The sequence below is a fragment of the Vibrio sp. Vb1729 genome, from assembly GCF_033338655.1.
GTDB lineage: Bacteria > Pseudomonadota > Gammaproteobacteria > Enterobacterales > Vibrionaceae > Vibrio > Vibrio alginolyticus.
Genome location: NZ_JAWOTB010000008.1, coordinates 14269 through 33140, shown reverse-complemented (window position 1 = coordinate 33140; position 18872 = coordinate 14269). Strand labels below are relative to the sequence as shown.

Sequence of the window (18872 nt, the reverse complement as noted above, 5' to 3'; positions counted from 1 at the left end):
ATTTATTGTTGTATTTTAATAAAATTTCTTAGAACCTTAGGCTCAAATACAAACCTGCGCTGCGTTATTTCGGCAGGTTAAAAAATAAGTATACAAATAATGAGGCTGACTGGTAAGTCATGTTTTCATCAATACGTAATAAAGGAAGAAGTCATGTCATCGTTTAAAACTCGCTGCCCTTCGTGCGGCGGTCTAAATCGTGTCCCTAATGAGCGCGTTGCCGAATCTGCAACTTGCGGTAAATGTAAAAGTGCACTTTTAGACGGCTCGCCTATCGAAGGTACACAAGATAACTTTTCTGCTCTATTACAAAGTGATATGCCTGTTGTAGTAGATTTTTGGGCCCCATGGTGCAACCCGTGCGTTGGTTTTGCTCCTGTTTTCTCTGATGTTGCTCATGAGCAAGCCGGAACGGCTCGTTTTGTTAAGATTGATACCGAAGCTCAACAACAACTTGCGACGCAATTTGGTATTCGCAGTATTCCTACCATTATGGTTTTCAAGAATGGTCAACGCGTTGATATGATCAATGGTGCGTTACCTAAAACTCAATTCGATCAATGGTTAAATCAAGCACTTACTAAATAATCTTCCACGCCAACCTTGTTTGTAGGTTGGCGTTTTTATGCAACTTATCAACCTATCTAGTTAACAAATATTATTTATCGAAACGACTTAAATTTATCATTTTACTTGCCTAACTATTAGCCTCATATTCGCGCCGAATAACCCTTAGATTTCATTTAACTTATAGGCGCAAAACAGTGGAAAACACAGTCGTTCCTGCAGCATCACCACGAGTTACAGTTCCAGTCGTCGCACTGTCTCTTTATGCGGTGGCTTCGGGCTATTTAATGAGCTTGATCCCTCTCATGCTCGGTGAATACAACATCTCAGCAGATTACGCGAGTTGGTTGGCGAGTGTGTTTTATGGCGGCTTATTAACCGGTGCTATTTTTATTGAACGTATCGTACGTCAAGTTGGTCACCGTAACGCGTTTATTGGTTGCTTGGCCGTATTTTCGCTAACTATCGTCACACTACCCGTGTTTGCTAACGGATTGATGTGGCTTGCCGCTCGCTTTATTGCCGGTATCGCGGTTGCTGGTGTTTTTGTCATTGTTGAGTCTTGGCTAATGTCTGGAGACGAAGCATCGCGTGCGAAACGTTTGAGCTTGTACATGCTATCGCTTTATGGTGGTTCAGCATTAGGCCAGTTTGGTATTGGCGTGCTTGGCGTAAGTGGCGGCGTTCCGTTTATTGCGATCACGACGTTGATCCTAATGGCGATGCTGGTGCTAATGTTCATTGAGTGTGAGCAGCCAAACAGCCATGAATCAACCGCTTTATCATTTAAGCAAATTGCCAAACTAAACCATGCAGCAATTATTGGTTGTGTTGTTTCAGGTTTGACCTTAGGCGCGATCTACGGATTAATGCCAGTTGAGTTAACTAACCGTAAAATTAGCCATCAAGACATTGGTACATTGATGGCGCTAGTGATTCTAGGTGGCATGCTAGTTCAACCAATGGTGACCGCGTTAAACAAATACATGAGCCGCACAGTGCTAATGGCGTTTTTCTGTATTTTGGGTATTTTTTCGATCGGTATGACGTTTATTTCCTCGTCAGCCGTGGTATTGGCTGCTGCATTATTCTTTTTAGGTGCAGCTACTTTTGCTTTGTACCCGATTGCAATCAACTTAGGTTGCGAAGGTCTTGATGAACGCTTTATTGTCTCTGCGACACAAGTCATGCTGTTTAGCTACAGCATCGGCTCTGTTGCTGGTCCTGTTGTCGCTGATAAATTCATGGGCCAAGAACACGGCTTGCTAGGCTACTTGTTTGCCGCTTTGGTTGCGACTGGCGTATACATGCTACTTGCTGCGAGCAAAACCAAGCAGCGTATGGCCGCTGGCCTCTAACCACGCCGCTTCTACTCAACGAAAACGAGGGCATGTCGCCCTCGTTTTTTTATTCTTCGAATTTTTGTTTAGATAAACGCTTGTGACGGTTTGACGCGTTCGCTGCAGGCTTTTCCGGTACCATGCGCTTTTCATGAAGCAAATGACGAACCGCCAAGATGGGATGTTTCAGTAACATTCTGGGGCCAGAGTAACGCATGACCAAACGCATTTGTTCTTTCGGCTCTGGTTTGTAGCAGTGAATCGGACATTTGTTACACGTCGGTTTATTCTCTCCATAAGGACAGCGGTCGAGGCGCACTTCTGCGTATTCAAGCAGCTCACGACATTCTGAGCATAAGTCACGTTTTGTTCCATGATGGTCATGACAGTAAACCTCTACCATGGCTTTTACTGTCTTAAATTCAGTGGCGAGTTTGCCAAGTAAAATATCGCTCATGCGCTATCCAAAAATCACAACATCATTGTGTAAAGTTCTAACGTGCGGCCATTATCATATTGCTGCTCAACTCGTTCAAACTCAAAGCCCAGTTTTTTGAGCAAACTTATACTACGAATATTGTCATTATTGGTGATGGCAACCAAATTATCGAGTTTCATTTCCTCTCTAGCGTATTCCAGCACTGCGGTTGCAGACTCCGTTCCGTAGCCGAAGCCATAAGCGGAAGGTAAAAATCCATATGCGAGATCATAGTATTGTAATGTGTCACGTTTAACCAACCCACAAATCCCGATGGGTTGCCCATCTTCTTTCTTCTCTACAACGAGTAAACTCACGCCTTTAATTTGTTGCATGCGTAGCATGTTTTCTTTTATGTAACGCGCCGCTTCATATTCGGTACGAATTTGTTTGTCTCCGACAAAACGGTAGAAGTCTGGGTGGTTATAAAGTTCTAGTATAAATGGTGCATCATCTACACTCACAAGACGCAGTATCAAACGTTCGGTGTACAGTGTTTTCATTTGGGCTCCATTAAAACGCGATAGATGATTGGACATAGGAACGTACTTGAATTTTGCGACCGATACCGGCGCTTATTTAGTTGTAACTTGATAAAAAAGTAACTATCCTGCCTCGCTAAATTAAAGGACCACCACCATGAACCGCAAGAAGAAAATCAATCAGATCTTGAAAGCGAAGCAGAAGAAGCATAACGCTAAGCTACATAAGAGCAATAAGCCGCGTTATATCTCCAAAGCTGAACGCGCGAAAATGGAAGCTGAAGAACAAAACCAAGCTTCAGAACACACGGAAAACGTTGTAGACACAGCGCAGACAGATCAAGCCTAAAAGAAAAGCCGCTTTCAGCGGCTTTTTTGATATTCGGAGAGAGTTAGCTTTAGTATTCGACACTGTAGTTCAGTGTGAATGTGCGACCTCTTCCTTTGTAGTCGTACGCTGCTGCATCGTAGTGTGCTGCATAAAGAATCTGCGCACGTTGTCCCCAAGCGGTTGTGTAGTCTTCGTCAAATAGGTTTTGAATACCAAAACCTAACTGCCCGATAGGTAGTGTTACGTTACCAAGAAGATCAAACGTAGTGTATCCATCTAGTTTATTGTTTGCGTCATCTTCGTAATCAAACATCGTCTGGCTTTGTAAACGTACTGAATAGCCATCCTGATAGTAAGCCGCCCACGCGTTCGCTTTTGATGTACTTGCTTTACCCGCGCTTAGATCTTCCCACTTACCGTTGGTTTTCAGCTCAGAAACCACATAGTGACCTGATGCACCTAACAAAATATCACGGTTTACCCAGTAGTTAATGTTTGCTTCGGCACCGTATACACGTTGCTCGTCATCAACATTGGTGATTAGGAGCGTCTTCTTGTCATACTTGATTGAGTTATCCGACACCGAGTAGTAACCCGCCGCTTGCAGTGCGACAGTATCGGTATCTAATCGGTAACCGATTTCATAGCTGTCCGTTTTGATGCCCGACATTTTTGAGTCAGATACGTTAATGCTATTGTTCAACGCGTAGTGACCATTTGCATCCGCGGCATCGTAGCTACCTTGGCCGTAGTACTTTGCAGGATCAGCGAGTTCGAAACCTTGAGAGAAGTTCGCCCAAAGCTGAGATTCATCGTTAAGCTGATAAATGGTGCCCAAATTAAATAAGCTCACAGAGTAGTCAGTGCTGCCACCTGGTACCGCATCCGCTGATACACCATTACCCGATGCGATCTTCTTTTGTATACTATAGGCAACAAAATCATCAATCTTATTGTCCATGTATTGGTAGCGGTAGCCTGCTTGTACTGACCAATCTTGATTGATTTGGTAATCCCCTTGGACAAACATTGCGTAAGACGCCACATCAACATCTGGGTAACGCCCCACTTCGGCATAGGTTCGATTAATTAAGTTCCCAGAGCTGTTCGCAATGGTTGGCTCGAACAGAGCCTGGTTACTTTCAAAACGGTCTAAGTACGCATCGACACCATAAACAAGTTTGAATGACTCCCAGCTTTTAGCTAACGCTAAGCGCCCAGCAAAAACTTCTGTTTTTTGTTGAGAGGCACTTTGGTAATAAGGAGTAAAGGTTTGGTCTTCACTACGGTAAGATAACTCGCCTATCAGTTGATGACCGAATACGCTGTCGTGAGCGTAGTTCGCACTTAAGAGAACTCGCTCTGTACCATGTTCACGGTCGGAATCGAACCCCTCTCGTACATCAACAAATTTATTGTTAACAATGTACAAACCGTATGGCGAATCTTGCTGGCTGTCATAGTATTGTGCGACAAGGTTTAACTTGCTGGCATCGGAGATTTGAATCTCGGTCGATCCCATAACATCGAGCGTTGAATTATACTGCAAGGAGCCCTGTGAAATGTCTGGGGTGACAATGTCGCCATTTGCGTCAAATGCACCTTGTGTCTCGGTGTACACAACCGAACCTCTAGCGGTAATTCGCTCATTACCACCCGAGATAGACTGAGCGAGTTTGTAATCAAAGTCATCGCTGCTATTAAAGCCTGTAGTGCCACTCACGTAGGATTCAAACGACAAGTCATCCGAGTACGCTTTCTTGGTGATAATGTTAATAACACCACCAGTAGCGCCTGCACCATAAATGGAGGTTGCACCAGATAGTACTTCAATTCGCTCGATGTTGAATGGGTCTATTGCGTCTAACTGACGACTAATCGGGCGAGAAGACTGTAACGAGACACCATCAATCATTACCAACATTGCTCTACCGCGAAGGTTCTGACCATAGTTAGTTCGACCACCGGTGCCGACGTCTAAAGAAGGGATGGTGGCAGAAAGAATATCACCCAGTGTCTTGCCCGCACGATATTGCTGAGCAATCTCTTCTTGGCCAACAAACCAAACCGTTCCTGGAATATCGGAGATCGATTTCGGCATCACACTGCCTACAACAACCAATTGCTCATCGCTCGGAGTCGATGTTTGTTGAAGATCTTCTGCTGCTATTGAGCTAACTGCGTATCCACTGCTCATCGCAAGTACGATGAGATTGAAAGAAAACGTCCTTTTCATCATTGTATTTATCTTTTTGTTGTCAACAAGAGTATGCAATGATACTTATTCTCACTCTCAAATCGAGCACTGTTACACAAGTTAAATAAATGTTAATTAAGAACCTTCTTGCTGATAAGCTGTCGATTTTCCTCTAAACGAGGACAATCTGCACAAAGCTTTCTGCCTTCACACTTATAGACTAAACAACAACTTTTTCTTACTAACTTTAGCGGCTGATCAGATTCCGTCTCATGAAGTGAGCGGCTATTATCAACATCCAAACCCATTGCGCTTAGCCACAAGACCGCATGCTCCTGAAGTGTCGAGTTAGTCATTTGCGGAAAGCGCTGTTGGAGACGAATTAAACAAGCCATGATTCCGTCCGACATCAATTGATGGGTGAAGCCAGGACGAATGCGTGTCCATTGACTCATCTCTTGTTGATAGAAGTCGAACAGTTCTCGGATTTGACGCCCCGCCTCTTTTATCAACGCCTCTGGCTCGCCATGTATATGCGCTTCGTCGGAGAATCGGTACCCAGAAACAAAACAAGGTTTGAGGTGCTGCGCTATCTCGCGAATGTTTGGCAACGTGTGGTAACCGTAAATAGAGATGAATGCGACATAAACTGGCTGCCAACAAAGTAAATCCCACGTTCTTGTCAACCAATATGCTTTTCCCGCTTCCGGATGAGCCTCCGAGATTTGCTGGTAAAGGCCTTGGATGATCGGGTTGATATCATTTTCGATATGGATAGCTTCTTGCCCTATCTCGCCGATATCACCGTGTAGGTAAGGTGTTATCTCACTCGAAGTTTGAAACAGTTGCGGGAAAAATTGCTCAGACATGATGGCTTATTGTAGTTGTATTCATTCTGACACCTTTATACCCAAGCACTAATCGCAATGCAAACTATTATCCTTTGCGTTTTCATAACAAAGAAACACTCTTAGGGTTAGCTATGACTGTATTTCCGCGTTCTGTGAAACTGTAAGGTCTGGTTACGTATGCGATGAATAGCAACAAACTCTTAAACCTCTTCGCATTTAACGCTCACATGATCGCAAAAATACACAGCATAAAAACACCCTGATAAAACTGTGTTAACAGTTCACCTGTGTAGCGTGAGTTATTGCCAATAATTGAATATTGCTGTTTCTTATCCAGCGGATTGTGAACAACATGAAGTATTTTCTTTCTGAATATCGAGACAATACAAAGAGGTAATTTGGCTATGTAGCCCTCTGTTTTGAATAAGGAAATCCACATGTTGTATCTTGAGTTTCTATTTTTGCTCGTGATGCTGTATATCGGCTCACGTTATGGTGGTATAGGCCTTGGGGTCGTATCCGGAATTGGCTTGGTGATTGAAGTCTTCATCTTTAAGATGCCGCCAACCTCTCCTCCTGTCACCGTCATGTTGATCATTTTAGCGGTGGTAACATGTGCTTCCATTCTTGAAGCCGCTGGCGGTTTGAAATACATGCTGCAAGTTGCCGAGCGTGTGCTTCGTAAGAACCCAAAACGCGTCACCCTTATTGCTCCGTTCGTGACTTACTTTATGACCTTCCTACTTGGTACAGGTCACGCGGTTTACTCTATCATGCCAATCATTGGCGACGTTGCGCTTAAAAACGGCATTCGTCCAGAGCGTCCTATGGCTGCCGCTTCTGTCGCCTCTCAAATCGCAATCACAGCCTCGCCAATTTCAGCGGCCGTAGTTTACTACTTGGCGCAACTCTCTGATATTCAACACGAGATCACTCTGCTCTCAATTCTGCTCGTTACTGTACCTGCAACCTTATTCGGTACGTTGTTGATGTCACTTTACAGCCTAAAGCGTGGTAAAGAACTAGACGACGATGAAGAATACCAAGAGCGTTTGAAAGATCCTGTGTGGAGAGAAAAAATCCTCAACACAACTGCAACGTCTCTTGATGAAGTACTACCAACAAGTGCTCGTAACTCTGTATTGCTGTTCATTGCATCGATCTTGGTTATCGTCGTTATCGCGATGTGGCCAGACATTCGTACCATCGTAGATGGCTCGAAGCCAATCAGCATGGCGGTTGTGATTCAAATGATGATGCTCTGCTTCGGCGGTATCATTTTGCTTGCGACCAAAACTGACCCGCGTGACGTACCAAATGGGGTGGTATTTAAATCTGGTATGGTGGCGGCGATTGCTATCTTCGGTATTGCATGGATGTCAGATACCTACTTCCAGTACGCTATGCCTCAATTTAAATCCGGCATCGTAGAGATGGTAACCAACTACCCTTGGACATTCGCGCTTGCGTTATTCATCGTGTCGGTTGTGGTGAACTCTCAAGCTGCAACGGCTCGCATGATGCTACCTGTTGGTCTCGGCTTAGGTTTGGAACCTGCGCTGCTTATCGGCTTGATGCCAGCGGTATATGGCTACTTCTTTATTCCCAACTACCCTTCAGATATCGCGACTGTGAACTTCGATACCTCGGGCACAACTAAGATTGGTAAGTGGTACTTCAACCACTCATTCATGTCTGTGGGCTTAATCGGCGTGATTGGTGCGTGTTGCTTGGGTTACTTGCTAGGGCAAATGATCATTCCTTCGTAACTAGCCAAATCAACGATAAATTAGAGGCGAGTCATTGTACGTTTTCGTACAGCCTGAGTGACTCGCCTTTCTTTATTGCACTATTAACTACAGCAAGAAATCGTCATCAATCGCGACAAAATTGTCGGCACAATCAATCAGAGTTTGAGATGTAAGTTTAGGTACACCATAAACGGTCACCGTTTTATTGAAGCGCTGCTGAATTCTCTCTACTAGCAGACTAAAGTCTCCATCTCCCGAAACTAGAATCACTTCCTCAACTTCGGGAGCAATTTCAATTGCATCGAGAGTAATACCCACATCCCAATCGCCTTTCGAGCTGCCATCACGACGCTGGATGTAGGGTTTAAGCATCACCTCAAATCCAACACCGCGTAAAATGTGATGAAACTGACGTTGTTTTGGATCGTTACTCGCGATGGCATAAGCACGAGCACTTACCACCTCTTTCCCTTGTGTGGCGACATACCAAAACTGGTTGTAATCAAAATTGCTTCGATACGCTTCGCGACAGGTGTAATACACATTCTGTACATCAACCAAAATGGCGATTTTTTGTTTGCTTTCCGAACTCATCTATTTCTACGCTCAATTTATTTGCTGCCTACCCTATGCCAGTTTTGGAAAAAGCACAATGAGCCAATTCCACTAAACTTAACGTATAAAAAGTTATTTGGGTTTCTAGGGGAACTGTCATGGGCGGAAAGTTACTAGTGATACTGCTTTCTTGTATCTTGTCATCGACAGCATTTGGTTATCCAGCGCACTCCAAATACTGGCCACATAGAAGTGTGCTCTACTTTGCGCCGGAAAATGATGAATACGTCAAACAATTCTTGCTAGAAACACTTATGAATGAGTGTGAGTTGGAAGACAGAGATGTCGTCACACTGGTCATTACAGAACAAGGTTATACCTTTCCTGCTTGGCTTAAAGAAGAGTTCGACCTAAAAATGCTAGCTCGTCTTTATGCGGTCGAAAAAGGTTCTCATACTGCTATTTTGCTTGGTAAAGATGGTCTAGAAAAGCACCGTTGGGGCGCAGAAACAGACTGGCCGTTTATCAACAACCTCATTGATCAAATGCCTATGCGTAAGCAAGAAATGCAGAGGCAACAAAGCCCCTGTAAAATATAGTCACTTCTGGGCAGTATTACTTTGCGAACCAATCCAACTTGTTGTGAAGTTGAGTCACGCTGCCAACCACAATCAATGCTGGGCTCACGGCTTGCTCTGCCATGATCGATAGCTCGTTCAACTTTCCTTGGAACACGCGCTGCTCTGGGCGCGTACCGTTTTCAATAATGGCGCATGACATCTCAGGATCTAACCCATGAGTGATCAGCTTATCCATAATATGGCCGCTTTGCTTCAACCCCATATAGAACACAAGTGTGTTGTTGGATTGCGCTAGTGAATGCCATTCAATCTCACGCCCATCTTTTTGTACATGACCAGTGATAAATTGAACACTTTGAGCATAGTCACGGTGCGTTAATGGAATACCAGCGTATGCCGTTGCACCCGCCGCCGCCGTAATACCAGGAACCACTTCGTATTTGATGCCAAATTCGGCTAGCTCTTCTAGCTCTTCACCACCACGGCCAAAGATAAATGAGTCCCCACCTTTTAGGCGCACAACGCGTTTACCTTCTTGCGCTTTCTGCACCAAGATTTGGTTGATTTGATCTTGAGGCACACAGTGAAAGTCTAATTTTTTACCTACGTAGATCATCTCTGCTGATGCGTGAGCCAATTCAAGAATGTCTTTCGACACCAATCGGTCGTACACCACAACTTCAGCCGCTTGAATGGCTTTTAAGCCTTTTACTGTGAGCAAATCAGGATCACCTGGACCTGCACCAACAAGAGAAACAAAGCCGCTGTTTAAAGATGAGTTAACAGTTGTCATATCAACGCCTATCGAAAATTTGGACATAAAAAGTAACACTCAAGTCATTAACTCAAGGTTAAAATCACCCCAAGGAGTTATTACTTTTTATAGTTAAATCAATACAATACTTATCGAAAGTTAAATGAGTTGAACAGCCCTACCTACCATAGGTAGGGCCAGATAAAAGCGGTTTATTTTGCGATTGCAGGCTCTGTTTTTACTTCTTCTTCAACTACGTTGATAGAAGGCGCTGTTTTTGCGTGAGTTAGGTACAGTGGAATACAAGTCATTACGAGACCACCGACAATATTACCTAGAATGGTTGGAATAAGGTTGAAGTTCAACCAAGTCGCGATACCAAAATCCGCACCTAGAATCATACCTAGTGGGAATAGGAACATGTTTACTACGGTGTGTTCAAATACTAGCGCAAAGAAGATGAAGATTGGGAACCACATCATTGCTACACGACCAGACACTGAACGTGCTGTCATGTTGCCGATAACGCCAAGACACACCATTAGGTTACAGAAGATGCCGCGTACGAAACACGTGATCCATCCGTCCATACCCATGTTTTCAAAACCAAGGCTACGCGCGGTAGAAACAGCGACAAATTTCTTCGCTACTGCGTTCAGTTCTAGAGAGAAGTTACCTGTTAGAGAGATAGCCACTAGGTAAGCAACGATCAGAGAACCGATAAGGTTACCCAAGCCTACAAGACCCCAACAACGGAAGATACGACCCCAAGTGATGCCCGGACGGTTCGCAAACTTAGCCAGAGGCGCTAGACCAAAAACACCGGTTACTAGGTCATAACCCATCACACTTAGAATTACGAAACCAACGGGGAAAACAAGTGCACCTACAAGGCCGATACCCGTTTGTACAATCGCGGTAATAGCAACCACCACCGCAAGCGAAAGAATAACGCCAGCCATCGTACCGCGAAGCAGAAGATCTCGCGTGCTTGTATTGGTTTTCGCTTCACCAACATTGATCATGGTTTGCACGAATTCTGCAGGCTTAAAATCAGTAGACATGAATGTGTCCTTATCCAAAATTGAAAGTTAAAAAGTTAAAGATTTAATAGAGAAAGGCTTCCCGTTGACACCTGAACGCTGTCTACAACACCTCGCTTCCCTGTTCCCCTGAGTTGATGCTTGGAAAGCCTTTGTCTATTAAATCTAGGTTTCAGTTCATTCCCTCCCCTAAGAGGAGGGAATGAAAACCAAGCTTACGCAGAGATTTCTACTTCGCCGTTTGTTACGCGGGTTTTGTACGCTTTCACGCTAAAACGCTCGTCTTCCATGCACGCACCTGTTGTCAGGTTAAAGCGTTGCTTCTTAAGTGGGCTAGCCACCCAAAGCTCGCCTTGGTGCTCACAGATCAAACCGCGAGAAAGCACGTTTGATTGGAAGAACGGGTCTGTGTTGCTGATCGCCAGCACTTCTTCTGCTTGTGTTGGGCGGAATACCGCAACTTGCTGACCATCAACCAGTGCACAAACACCCGTGCCCGGTACGATGTCGCTGATTTGGCAAATCTTTTCAAATGACATAATCAACCTTCCCTTATGCTTCAGTGATCGCTACGTGTAGGATGTCGCCTTTCGCTTCAGGGTGTTTTTCCGTGAAGGTTGCTGGGCGGTGCTGTTCACGCTCTTGTACAAACACGACGTTTTCATCGCGCTTGTCAGAGTTGATGAAGTGCGCGAAACGAGTCAGTTGTGATTCGTCGTTGATGGTCGCAGTCCACTCACACTCGTACTCGTCTACAAGCTTCGCTACGTCTGCCTCTAGTTGAGCGTTGATACCAAGCTTGTCGTTAACAATCACTTCGCGTAGGTAGTCAACGCCACCTTCCATGTTTTCCATCCAAACTGATGTGCGTTGTAGTGGCGCAGCAGTACGGATGTAGAACATCATGAAGCGGTCGATGTACTTGATTAGTGTTTCTTTATCTAGGTCACTTGCAAGTAGGTCTGCGTGACGAGGTTTCATGCCGCCGTTACCACATACGTACATGTTCCAACCTGCGTCAGTCGCGATGATGCCAAGGTCTTTACCTTGTGCTTCCGCACACTCACGAGTACAACCAGAAACACCGAACTTCATCTTATGAGGTGTACGAATGCCTTTGTAACGGTTCTCGATGTAAGAACCCAGACCAACAGAGTCTTGAACGCCGTAACGACACCAAGTTGAGCCCACACATGTCTTCGCCATACGAAGTGCTTTTGCGTACGCTTGACCTGTTTCGAAACCAGCGTCGATAAGCTTGCGCCAGATCTCTGGAAGATCGTCTTTTTGAGCACCAAACAGACCAATACGTTGAGCACCGGTTACTTTGGTGTATAGGTTGTATTCTGCTGCAACGTTCGCTAGTGCACTCAGTGCTTGAGGTGTTACTTCGCCACCCGCCATACGTGGGATAACAGAGTAAGTACCGTCTTTTTGGATGTTACCTAGGAAGTTATCGTTCGTGTCGTGCAGCTTAACCAGTTGTGGCTTAAGAATGTGCTCACCCCAGCAAGAAGCCAAGATAGAACCAGCCAGTGGTTTACAAACTTCACAGCCGTAACCTTTGCCGTATTTCTCTAGAAGCTCATCAAACGTTTTGATCTCTTCAATGCGGATTAGGTGGAACAGCTCTTGGCGTGAGTATGCAAAGTGCTCACACACGTCGTTCTTCACTTCGATACCAGATTTAGCAAGCTCAGCATTTAGAACAGAGGTCACTAGAGGAATACAACCACCACAGCCTGTACCCGCGCCCGTCACTGCTTTGATGTCGCCCAACGTGTGGTGACCATTAGCGACCGCTTGTGCGACCTTGCCTTTTGTCACGTCGAAACAAGAACAGATCACTGCGCTTTCTGGTAGAGCGTCTGCACCTAGTGCTGGTTTCTCAGCGCCTGCGTGTGCAGGAAGGATCAACGCATCCGGGTGTTCTGGTAGGTCGATTTCGTTCAACATAAGTTGAAGCAGGTCGCCGTAGTCAGACGTATCGCCAACCATAACCGCGCCAAGCAGTTTCTTGTTGTCTTCAGAAACGACAAGACGTTTGTAAACTTCTTGCTCTTCGTTCTGGTAAACGTAACTCTTACACCCTTCAGTACGACCGTTCGCGTCACCGATAGAGCCTACTTTCACGCCAAGAAGTTTCAGCTTCGCAGACATGTCAGCGCCTTCGAATTTGCTTTCTGTGTTACCTAGTAGGTGGTCAACAGCAACGGTCGCCATCTTGTAGCCAGGAGCAACAAGGCCGTAGAACATTTCGTTCCAAGACGCACACTCACCGATAGCGTAGATGTTCTCATCAGAAGTCTGACAATGGTCGTTGATAGCAACACCGCCACGAGGTGCCACTTCTAGCTCCATTTGGCGTGCTAGTTTGTCTTGTGGGCGAATACCTGCAGAGAATACGATGAAGTCTGTTTCTAGCTCTGAACCGTCAGCAAAACGCATAACGTTGCGTGCGTTTGTGCCTTCTGCCGCAATCTCAAGCGTGTTTTTGCTGGTGTGAACGTTCACGCCCATACGCTCGATCTTTTGACGAAGTTGGTTACCACCAGCCAGGTCAAGTTGCTCAGCCATTAGCTTTGGCGCGAACTCAACAACGTGCGTTTCTACACCCAGTGCTTTCAGTGCGCCTGCTGCTTCAAGGCCTAGCAGACCACCACCGACAACAACACCTGATTTGCTCTTCTTCGCACACGCTTCGATCGCTTTAAGATCTTCGATAGTACGGTAAACAAAACAGTCTTTGCTTTCGTGACCTTTGATAGGTGGAACAAATGGGAATGAGCCAGTAGCAAGAATCAGCTTGTCGTATTGAACTTCTCGGCCAGTGCTTGAGTAAACAATGCGGTTTTCACGGTTGATGTTAATCGCGCGTTCGCCGATCAGCATGTTAATACCGTGTTTCTCGTAGAAGCCTTCTTTCACTAAAGAAAGTTCATCTGCAGTATGGTGAGAAAAGTAAGAGGAAAGGTGCACACGGTCGTATGCGACACGAGGTTCTTCACAGAAAACCGTAATGTCCATATTAGACATATCAGCTTTCTCGACTAAGTCTTCAATATAACGGTGCCCTACCATACCGTTACCGATGACTACTAGCTTCAACTTGCTCATTATAATTCCTAAGAGTTAGGTTCTTATCACTGAGCTCATTGTTAATTGTGAAAGAAAATTAATACATGATGTAAATCAATTACAATTTCAAACTACCCTAAAGGGGTAGATGAACGTAATTATCTGACTATTGCGAAATAAAAAGTAATTTATTAACGGATATTGGTAGTTTTAACAAACTGAGATAACCGAAGCCATACTAGCAACGGACTATACCGTTTTGCTTTATGAAGTAAGGCTGACCATCGAAACCGAGCACACCTACGATAAATCCTGTTTTGCTTCTAAACGACGCACTCACTTGACTTCACCGTTTCAAGGTGATCAGAGAACAATATCTGAAGTGATTGAAAGGTTTAGAAAAATCAAGCTTCACAATAAAAATTTTTTACTAGCTAAGTCGCATTATAAAGACTAAAATCAGGTTTAGTTCATATGGAATAGCGTCCATATGGTTGATACCGTAATTGACATATAGAGTGCCGTCCCATTTTTGTGAGGCGGCCTTTTATTTGGGAGTCATAAAATGTCAGAAAACAATTCTATCTACATCTCAAGCTTAGATATGAACCGAATCACGGCCTTGTTGGATAAAATGCCAAACATCGCAGCGGAGCTTGTGGAATTAGAAGCAGAGCTCGACCGAGCAACAGTTCTTGAGCCAGAACAAATGCCAGATAACGTGGTCACGATGAACTCAACTGTAGAGTTTAAATTTGCAGGTGAAGATAGAACCATGACAAAGACATTGGTTTACCCTTCTGAACTGAAAAGCAGTGATGATATCTCTATTTTTGCGCCCGTAGGCAGCGCACTGATCGGTTTGTCTGTTGGTCAAAAACTTGAATGGCCAATGCCAAATAATCAAGTGAAGACAATTGAAATTGTCGATATCACATACCAGCCTGAGCGTTGTGGTGCACTAAACCGCTAACCCTCAGTAGTCCCGGTGCAAAGGCCTCCATTTAAGACTTTGCACCAGGAGAGCCCCTCGCTTGCCCCCTATTTCCTTCTTTTTCCAAGTATTTACTTTGCTGCTCTTAAGTAACATCACCGATTTTTTATTATTTACCGCATATTCAATACTTATATCTCCAAGCTCAATCATAGAAATTGCAAAGTATTTTTCGTATATTGTCGCTCCGAAATCGACGTAAATTATGCGCAAAATGGAAGAATATCTAACTCGAATTGCCTGCTTAGAAAAAGAAAATGAAGAGCTGAAGCGGAAGAATGCGCGACTACAAGAAAAGTTGAATGCTGCACTCGACAGTAATGGACTGTGTTTGTGGGAGCAGCATATTCCTTCAGGTACTTTGACGATATTCAATATGCAGTGGGGAAAAATGCTAGGTTATCAGCCCCATGAGTTAACCGCGACGGTTGAAACGTGGAAAAACAATCTCCACCCTGAAGATTATGATCTTGCGGTGGGTGCATTTGAAGATCACCTAGCAGGCAAGACCGACCTTTATGAGGTAGTGCATCGCATGATTCATAAAGACGGCAGTGATAGCTGGGTCTACGATCGAGGGCGCATCGTCGAGTATGGTTCTGATGGCGAACCACTACGGATGATGGGTACTCATATCGATATTACAAAAGAAAAGCGTTATGAGCAGCAACTGGCCAAGTTGGCTTCGAGTGATCCATTGACTGGATTGTTAAATAGAAAAGCAATTGAGGAAAACTTTAATCATCAACCTCAAACCGAACCGTCTCAGCAGTCTGCTTTAGTGTTTGTTGATATAGATAATTTTAAAGCAGTTAACGACCAGCTAGGCCATCATACTGGCGACACCCTCCTCATCAATATCGCCAATAGCTTAACAGAGCTTGCGTCAAGCAAGTCTCAAGTTGGACGCATAGGAGGCGATGAATTTGTTATCTTAAACTGGCATTCAAGTCGAGAGGAAATATCCCAACTTTGCAATCAACTCTTAGATTCAATCATTCCAGCGATAAATCAAGACTTACATAAAGTAACGATAGGAATGAGTATCGGTGTTTGTCTCTTTAACAAAGGAAAGCAACCGTTTAATGAAGTGTATCAAAAAGCCGATCACGCAATGTATGAGATAAAGAAAAATGGCAAAAATGGAGTACAATTTTTCAACTTAAAAAGTTGATATCTCTCCATAAATCATCATGTTATGAAATCAGTCATTTGCTACAACTTGAACTAACTAAAGATAAATTCTTTATATCTAAGCCAGTTACCGAAATTACCCCTAGGTACTCATAAATTTGGCACGATACAAATAAATCCCCTCCTCTCCTAGCATCAACCCAATAAGCAACTACACTCATTTAACTGATAGATTAATTACTACTATTATGAAGGGAGTTGTTTTTGATGGATACAAAACAGATTTCTACAGTTATCATAATTTTAGTTCTTTCTGCATTAGTAGTTGCTTATTTAAAGTTAACAACGGTATCAAATGCTATCCACAAACCTACAACAATCGGTATATCTAAGACGCCTCTGTCAGCCCCTTTTATCATTGCAGAGCACATAGGTGCGTTTGAAGAAAACGATTTAAACGTCGAACTTATCATGTGCTTTGGAGGGGTCGAATGTTCAAACCTACTTCTAGAAAACCATGTTAATTACGCCACTTTTTCTGAAAGCGTACTGATGTTTAAAAGCTTTGAATACAAAGATTTAGCATTAATCACTTCTTTTGCATCTTCTACGAATGATATTAAGCTGCTAACTAAAAAGCGGTCTGGCATAGAAAGTATAGATAAATTACCAGGAAAAAAGGTTGGTGTAATAAAAAAGAGCGCTAGCGAATATTACTTAGACTTGTTGCTACAGGTAAATGACATTGATTTAGAAAAAGTAGAAAAAATATCATCAACAACGCAGGTTATTATAAATCATTTAATGCAAGGAAACGTCGATGCAATATCTACTTGGGAGCCATACGGATTTATGGCCAAGAATAGAATAAATGAAGAAGTAAAGAACATAGGAATTATTGGCGTGTATAAACTTTACTTTTTGCTTGTATCAAAAGAAATACACATTGAAAAATCAGATCAAGAAGTAATGAAAATAATAAAGTCACTTCATCACTCAATTAACTGGATGGATAAAAACCCTCATTTAACAATGAAAATACTATCACAAAAACTTAACACAACAGTTGAAGAAATATCTTGGAGTTGGGATGATTATAACTTTCGATTAAATTTAACGAATTCTTTATTATTTACATTACAATCAGAAGCTAATTGGGCATTAAAACAAAACTATGTAGAAGGACAGATTCCAAATTACAGAAAAATATTTAAAGAAAACTATATCAATTCATATTTTGATGGTCTAGATTAAAATGCATCGTTCGTTAAACCACTATTTAGCATCACTATTCAGTCTAAGCGTAATACTATGTATCAGCGTTATAGTATACATAAGCTTCATAAAAATAGAAGATTATAAAGCCAAGAAACAATTAAACCAAATAATGGACATACAAATATCATTAGAGTCATTAAGTAGTTATCTTTGGGCTTACACTCAAAATAGGGGAAAAAACAATTTCACACAATTCATGATTTCTCATAACAAATTAAACGAATTATTATCTCAAAATGAAGATGTTTTATACCTTACTAAAGACCTAAAAAAAATGAATCTCGAACTGTATTTTTTAGTTCAATACGAAAATAATCATTTACTAGACAAAGATCACCATTATGATTCAGTCGTAAATTATAATAAATCAAATCCTGTCATACAATCCAGAATAAACATTGTATCCCAGGATATGAATAATGAAATAATATATATTTATAAAAAAATACTTAATAATAAGTCTACAAAACTACAAAATTTAAATTATTACACTCAAGCAGGTATTATTTTTATCTCTCTGGTTGTTATGCTATTATGCTTTTATATAAAAATAAAGTTCAAGAGAAGCTTTCAAAGGTTTATAAATGGAATAAAACAATTAAGCAGGTCAAATTTTGACTATAAAATCCCTTCAGAAAATCAATTCACGGAATTTGAAAATCTGTCTTGTTACTTCAATAAAATGGCGGCATTGTTAAACCACACAACAATATCAAAATCAAAACTTAAAGAAGAAGTAGAGAATCAAACTTCAGTTCTAAATCGTCAAAAAGAAAGTTTGGTATTTTTGTCTGAGCACGACTCCTTAACTAATATCTACAATCGTCGAGCAATAGAAAAACATTTGATCCAGCTTACGCGTAATTTCAGAGGCAGTGAGAATAGTTTTAGTTTGTTTTTTATAGATTTAAATTTATTTAAGGATATTAACGATAGCCATGGCCATGAGGCAGGTGATGCAGTGTTAAAATCTGTAGCTAGTAGATTATCAAGTATTATCGACGAATCAGACATGGTAGGCCGCTTTGGTGGAGATGAATTTATTATTATTCATCGTTCACACACAACAGGTACGTCTCTGTCTGCATGTGCACTACGCTATATCCAAGAAATAGAAAAAGTAATTCATTTTAAAGGTAAAGAGTTATGCGTCGGAGCTAGCATTGGTATTGCACTCTATCCTGAGCATGGGTCGAATGTACATGAATTATTAACAGCGGCAGACAAGTCTATGTATCAGTCAAAACGTTCTAAAGCTAGCTCGTTCACTATTGTCGACAACAGCAGTTCGCTGTTAAAGAGGCCTATGTTTTAATCTAAAGTAGCTGTGGAAACGTTCTACATGCGAATATTCAACGACATCGACCACTGTGGCCACTTACAGTAATAAAGCCGCTTTTATCACATAGCAAAAGCTAAACTCGTAAGCTAAACGCTCTCCAGGCATTGAAGAAAAAT

Annotated in this window: 18 protein-coding genes; 9 read left to right on the top strand and 9 right to left on the bottom strand. The window is 42.7% G+C overall.

Going from position 1 to position 18872, the window contains the following annotated elements:
- Positions 1–153 precede the first annotated feature (153 nt).
- Together trxC and R7E29_RS03800 are read left to right on the top strand one after the other, a co-directional pair.
- Positions 154–588, top strand: a complete 435-nt coding sequence (trxC, locus tag R7E29_RS03805) for a thioredoxin TrxC (protein WP_005387991.1) — start codon at positions 154–156, stop codon at positions 586–588.
- Positions 589–764: 176 nt separating this feature from the next.
- Complete coding sequence (locus R7E29_RS03800) at positions 765–1925, top strand: MFS transporter (protein ID WP_033907039.1); 1161 nt, start codon at positions 765–767, stop codon at positions 1923–1925.
- Positions 1926–1974: 49 nt separating this feature from the next.
- Here R7E29_RS03800 and R7E29_RS03795 read toward each other — a convergent pair whose 3' ends face one another.
- Together R7E29_RS03795 and R7E29_RS03790 are read right to left on the bottom strand one after the other, a co-directional pair.
- Positions 1975–2364 carry a nitrous oxide-stimulated promoter family protein gene (locus tag R7E29_RS03795; RefSeq protein ID WP_054575964.1) on the bottom strand — a complete coding sequence of 130 codons (390 nt, stop codon included), beginning with the start codon at positions 2362–2364 and terminating at the stop codon, positions 1975–1977.
- 14 nt (positions 2365–2378) lie between these two features.
- Positions 2379–2888: a GNAT family N-acetyltransferase gene (locus R7E29_RS03790; protein ID WP_054575963.1), complete on the bottom strand. Its 510-nt coding sequence runs from the start codon at positions 2886–2888 to the stop codon at positions 2379–2381.
- Positions 2889–3024: 136 nt separating this feature from the next.
- Here R7E29_RS03790 and R7E29_RS03785 point away from each other — a divergent pair, with 136 nt between their 5' ends.
- The gene (locus R7E29_RS03785; RefSeq protein ID WP_005376066.1) at positions 3025–3216 is read left to right on the top strand and encodes a DUF2986 domain-containing protein; all 192 of its coding nucleotides are present in this window, start codon (positions 3025–3027) and stop codon (positions 3214–3216) included.
- Between the two features lie 49 nt (positions 3217–3265).
- Here R7E29_RS03785 and R7E29_RS03780 read toward each other — a convergent pair whose 3' ends face one another.
- Together R7E29_RS03780 and R7E29_RS03775 are read right to left on the bottom strand one after the other, a co-directional pair.
- On the bottom strand, positions 3266–5437 hold the full coding sequence (locus tag R7E29_RS03780) for a TonB-dependent receptor (RefSeq protein WP_054575962.1): 2172 nt from the start codon (positions 5435–5437) through the stop codon (positions 3266–3268).
- Positions 5438–5526: 89 nt separating this feature from the next.
- Positions 5527–6264: a siderophore ferric iron reductase gene (locus R7E29_RS03775; RefSeq protein ID WP_054575961.1), complete on the bottom strand. Its 738-nt coding sequence runs from the start codon at positions 6262–6264 to the stop codon at positions 5527–5529.
- Between the two features lie 419 nt (positions 6265–6683).
- Here R7E29_RS03775 and R7E29_RS03770 point away from each other — a divergent pair, with 419 nt between their 5' ends.
- Positions 6684–8015 (top strand): anaerobic C4-dicarboxylate transporter, encoded by a 1332-nt coding sequence (locus tag R7E29_RS03770; protein WP_005376060.1) that lies wholly within the window; start codon positions 6684–6686, stop codon positions 8013–8015.
- Positions 8016–8102: 87 nt separating this feature from the next.
- Here R7E29_RS03770 and R7E29_RS03765 read toward each other — a convergent pair whose 3' ends face one another.
- On the bottom strand, positions 8103–8591 hold the full coding sequence (locus tag R7E29_RS03765) for an NYN domain-containing protein (RefSeq protein ID WP_005387978.1): 489 nt from the start codon (positions 8589–8591) through the stop codon (positions 8103–8105).
- 119 nt (positions 8592–8710) lie between these two features.
- Between R7E29_RS03765 and R7E29_RS03760 the strand changes: the two genes are divergently transcribed.
- Complete coding sequence (locus tag R7E29_RS03760) at positions 8711–9151, top strand: DUF4174 domain-containing protein (RefSeq protein ID WP_017820187.1); 441 nt, start codon at positions 8711–8713, stop codon at positions 9149–9151.
- A gap of 16 nt (positions 9152–9167) precedes the next feature.
- On the opposite strand, the gene cobA is transcribed toward R7E29_RS03760, so the two are convergent.
- The 4 genes from cobA to nirB all read right to left on the bottom strand — a co-directional run bounded on the left by cobA (position 9168) and on the right by nirB (position 14047).
- Positions 9168–9926, bottom strand: a complete 759-nt coding sequence (gene cobA, locus R7E29_RS03755) for a uroporphyrinogen-III C-methyltransferase (RefSeq protein WP_054575960.1) — start codon at positions 9924–9926, stop codon at positions 9168–9170.
- 173 nt (positions 9927–10099) lie between these two features.
- Positions 10100–10951 (bottom strand): formate/nitrite transporter family protein, encoded by an 852-nt coding sequence (locus R7E29_RS03750; protein ID WP_033907034.1) that lies wholly within the window; start codon positions 10949–10951, stop codon positions 10100–10102.
- A gap of 194 nt (positions 10952–11145) precedes the next feature.
- Positions 11146–11469 carry a nitrite reductase small subunit NirD gene (nirD, locus tag R7E29_RS03745; RefSeq protein ID WP_005387969.1) on the bottom strand — a complete coding sequence of 108 codons (324 nt, stop codon included), beginning with the start codon at positions 11467–11469 and terminating at the stop codon, positions 11146–11148.
- 13 nt (positions 11470–11482) lie between these two features.
- Positions 11483–14047 carry a nitrite reductase large subunit NirB gene (gene nirB / locus R7E29_RS03740; protein WP_054575959.1) on the bottom strand — a complete coding sequence of 855 codons (2565 nt, stop codon included), beginning with the start codon at positions 14045–14047 and terminating at the stop codon, positions 11483–11485.
- Positions 14048–14573: 526 nt separating this feature from the next.
- Here nirB and rnk point away from each other — a divergent pair.
- The 4 genes from rnk (at position 14574) to R7E29_RS03720 (ending at position 18729) form a co-directional block, all read left to right on the top strand.
- A complete protein-coding gene (rnk, locus tag R7E29_RS03735; protein WP_005394604.1) occupies positions 14574–14981 on the top strand; it encodes a nucleoside diphosphate kinase regulator in 408 nt (135 codons plus the stop codon).
- Between the two features lie 235 nt (positions 14982–15216).
- The gene (locus R7E29_RS03730; protein ID WP_025767735.1) at positions 15217–16176 is read left to right on the top strand and encodes a GGDEF domain-containing protein; all 960 of its coding nucleotides are present in this window, start codon (positions 15217–15219) and stop codon (positions 16174–16176) included.
- A 227-nt stretch (positions 16177–16403) separates the two neighbouring features.
- The gene (locus R7E29_RS03725) at positions 16404–17390 is read left to right on the top strand and encodes an ABC transporter substrate-binding protein (protein WP_005376042.1); all 987 of its coding nucleotides are present in this window, start codon (positions 16404–16406) and stop codon (positions 17388–17390) included.
- Between the two features lie 298 nt (positions 17391–17688).
- Complete coding sequence (locus tag R7E29_RS03720) at positions 17689–18729, top strand: diguanylate cyclase domain-containing protein (protein WP_250158468.1); 1041 nt, start codon at positions 17689–17691, stop codon at positions 18727–18729.
- Positions 18730–18872 lie beyond the last annotated feature (143 nt).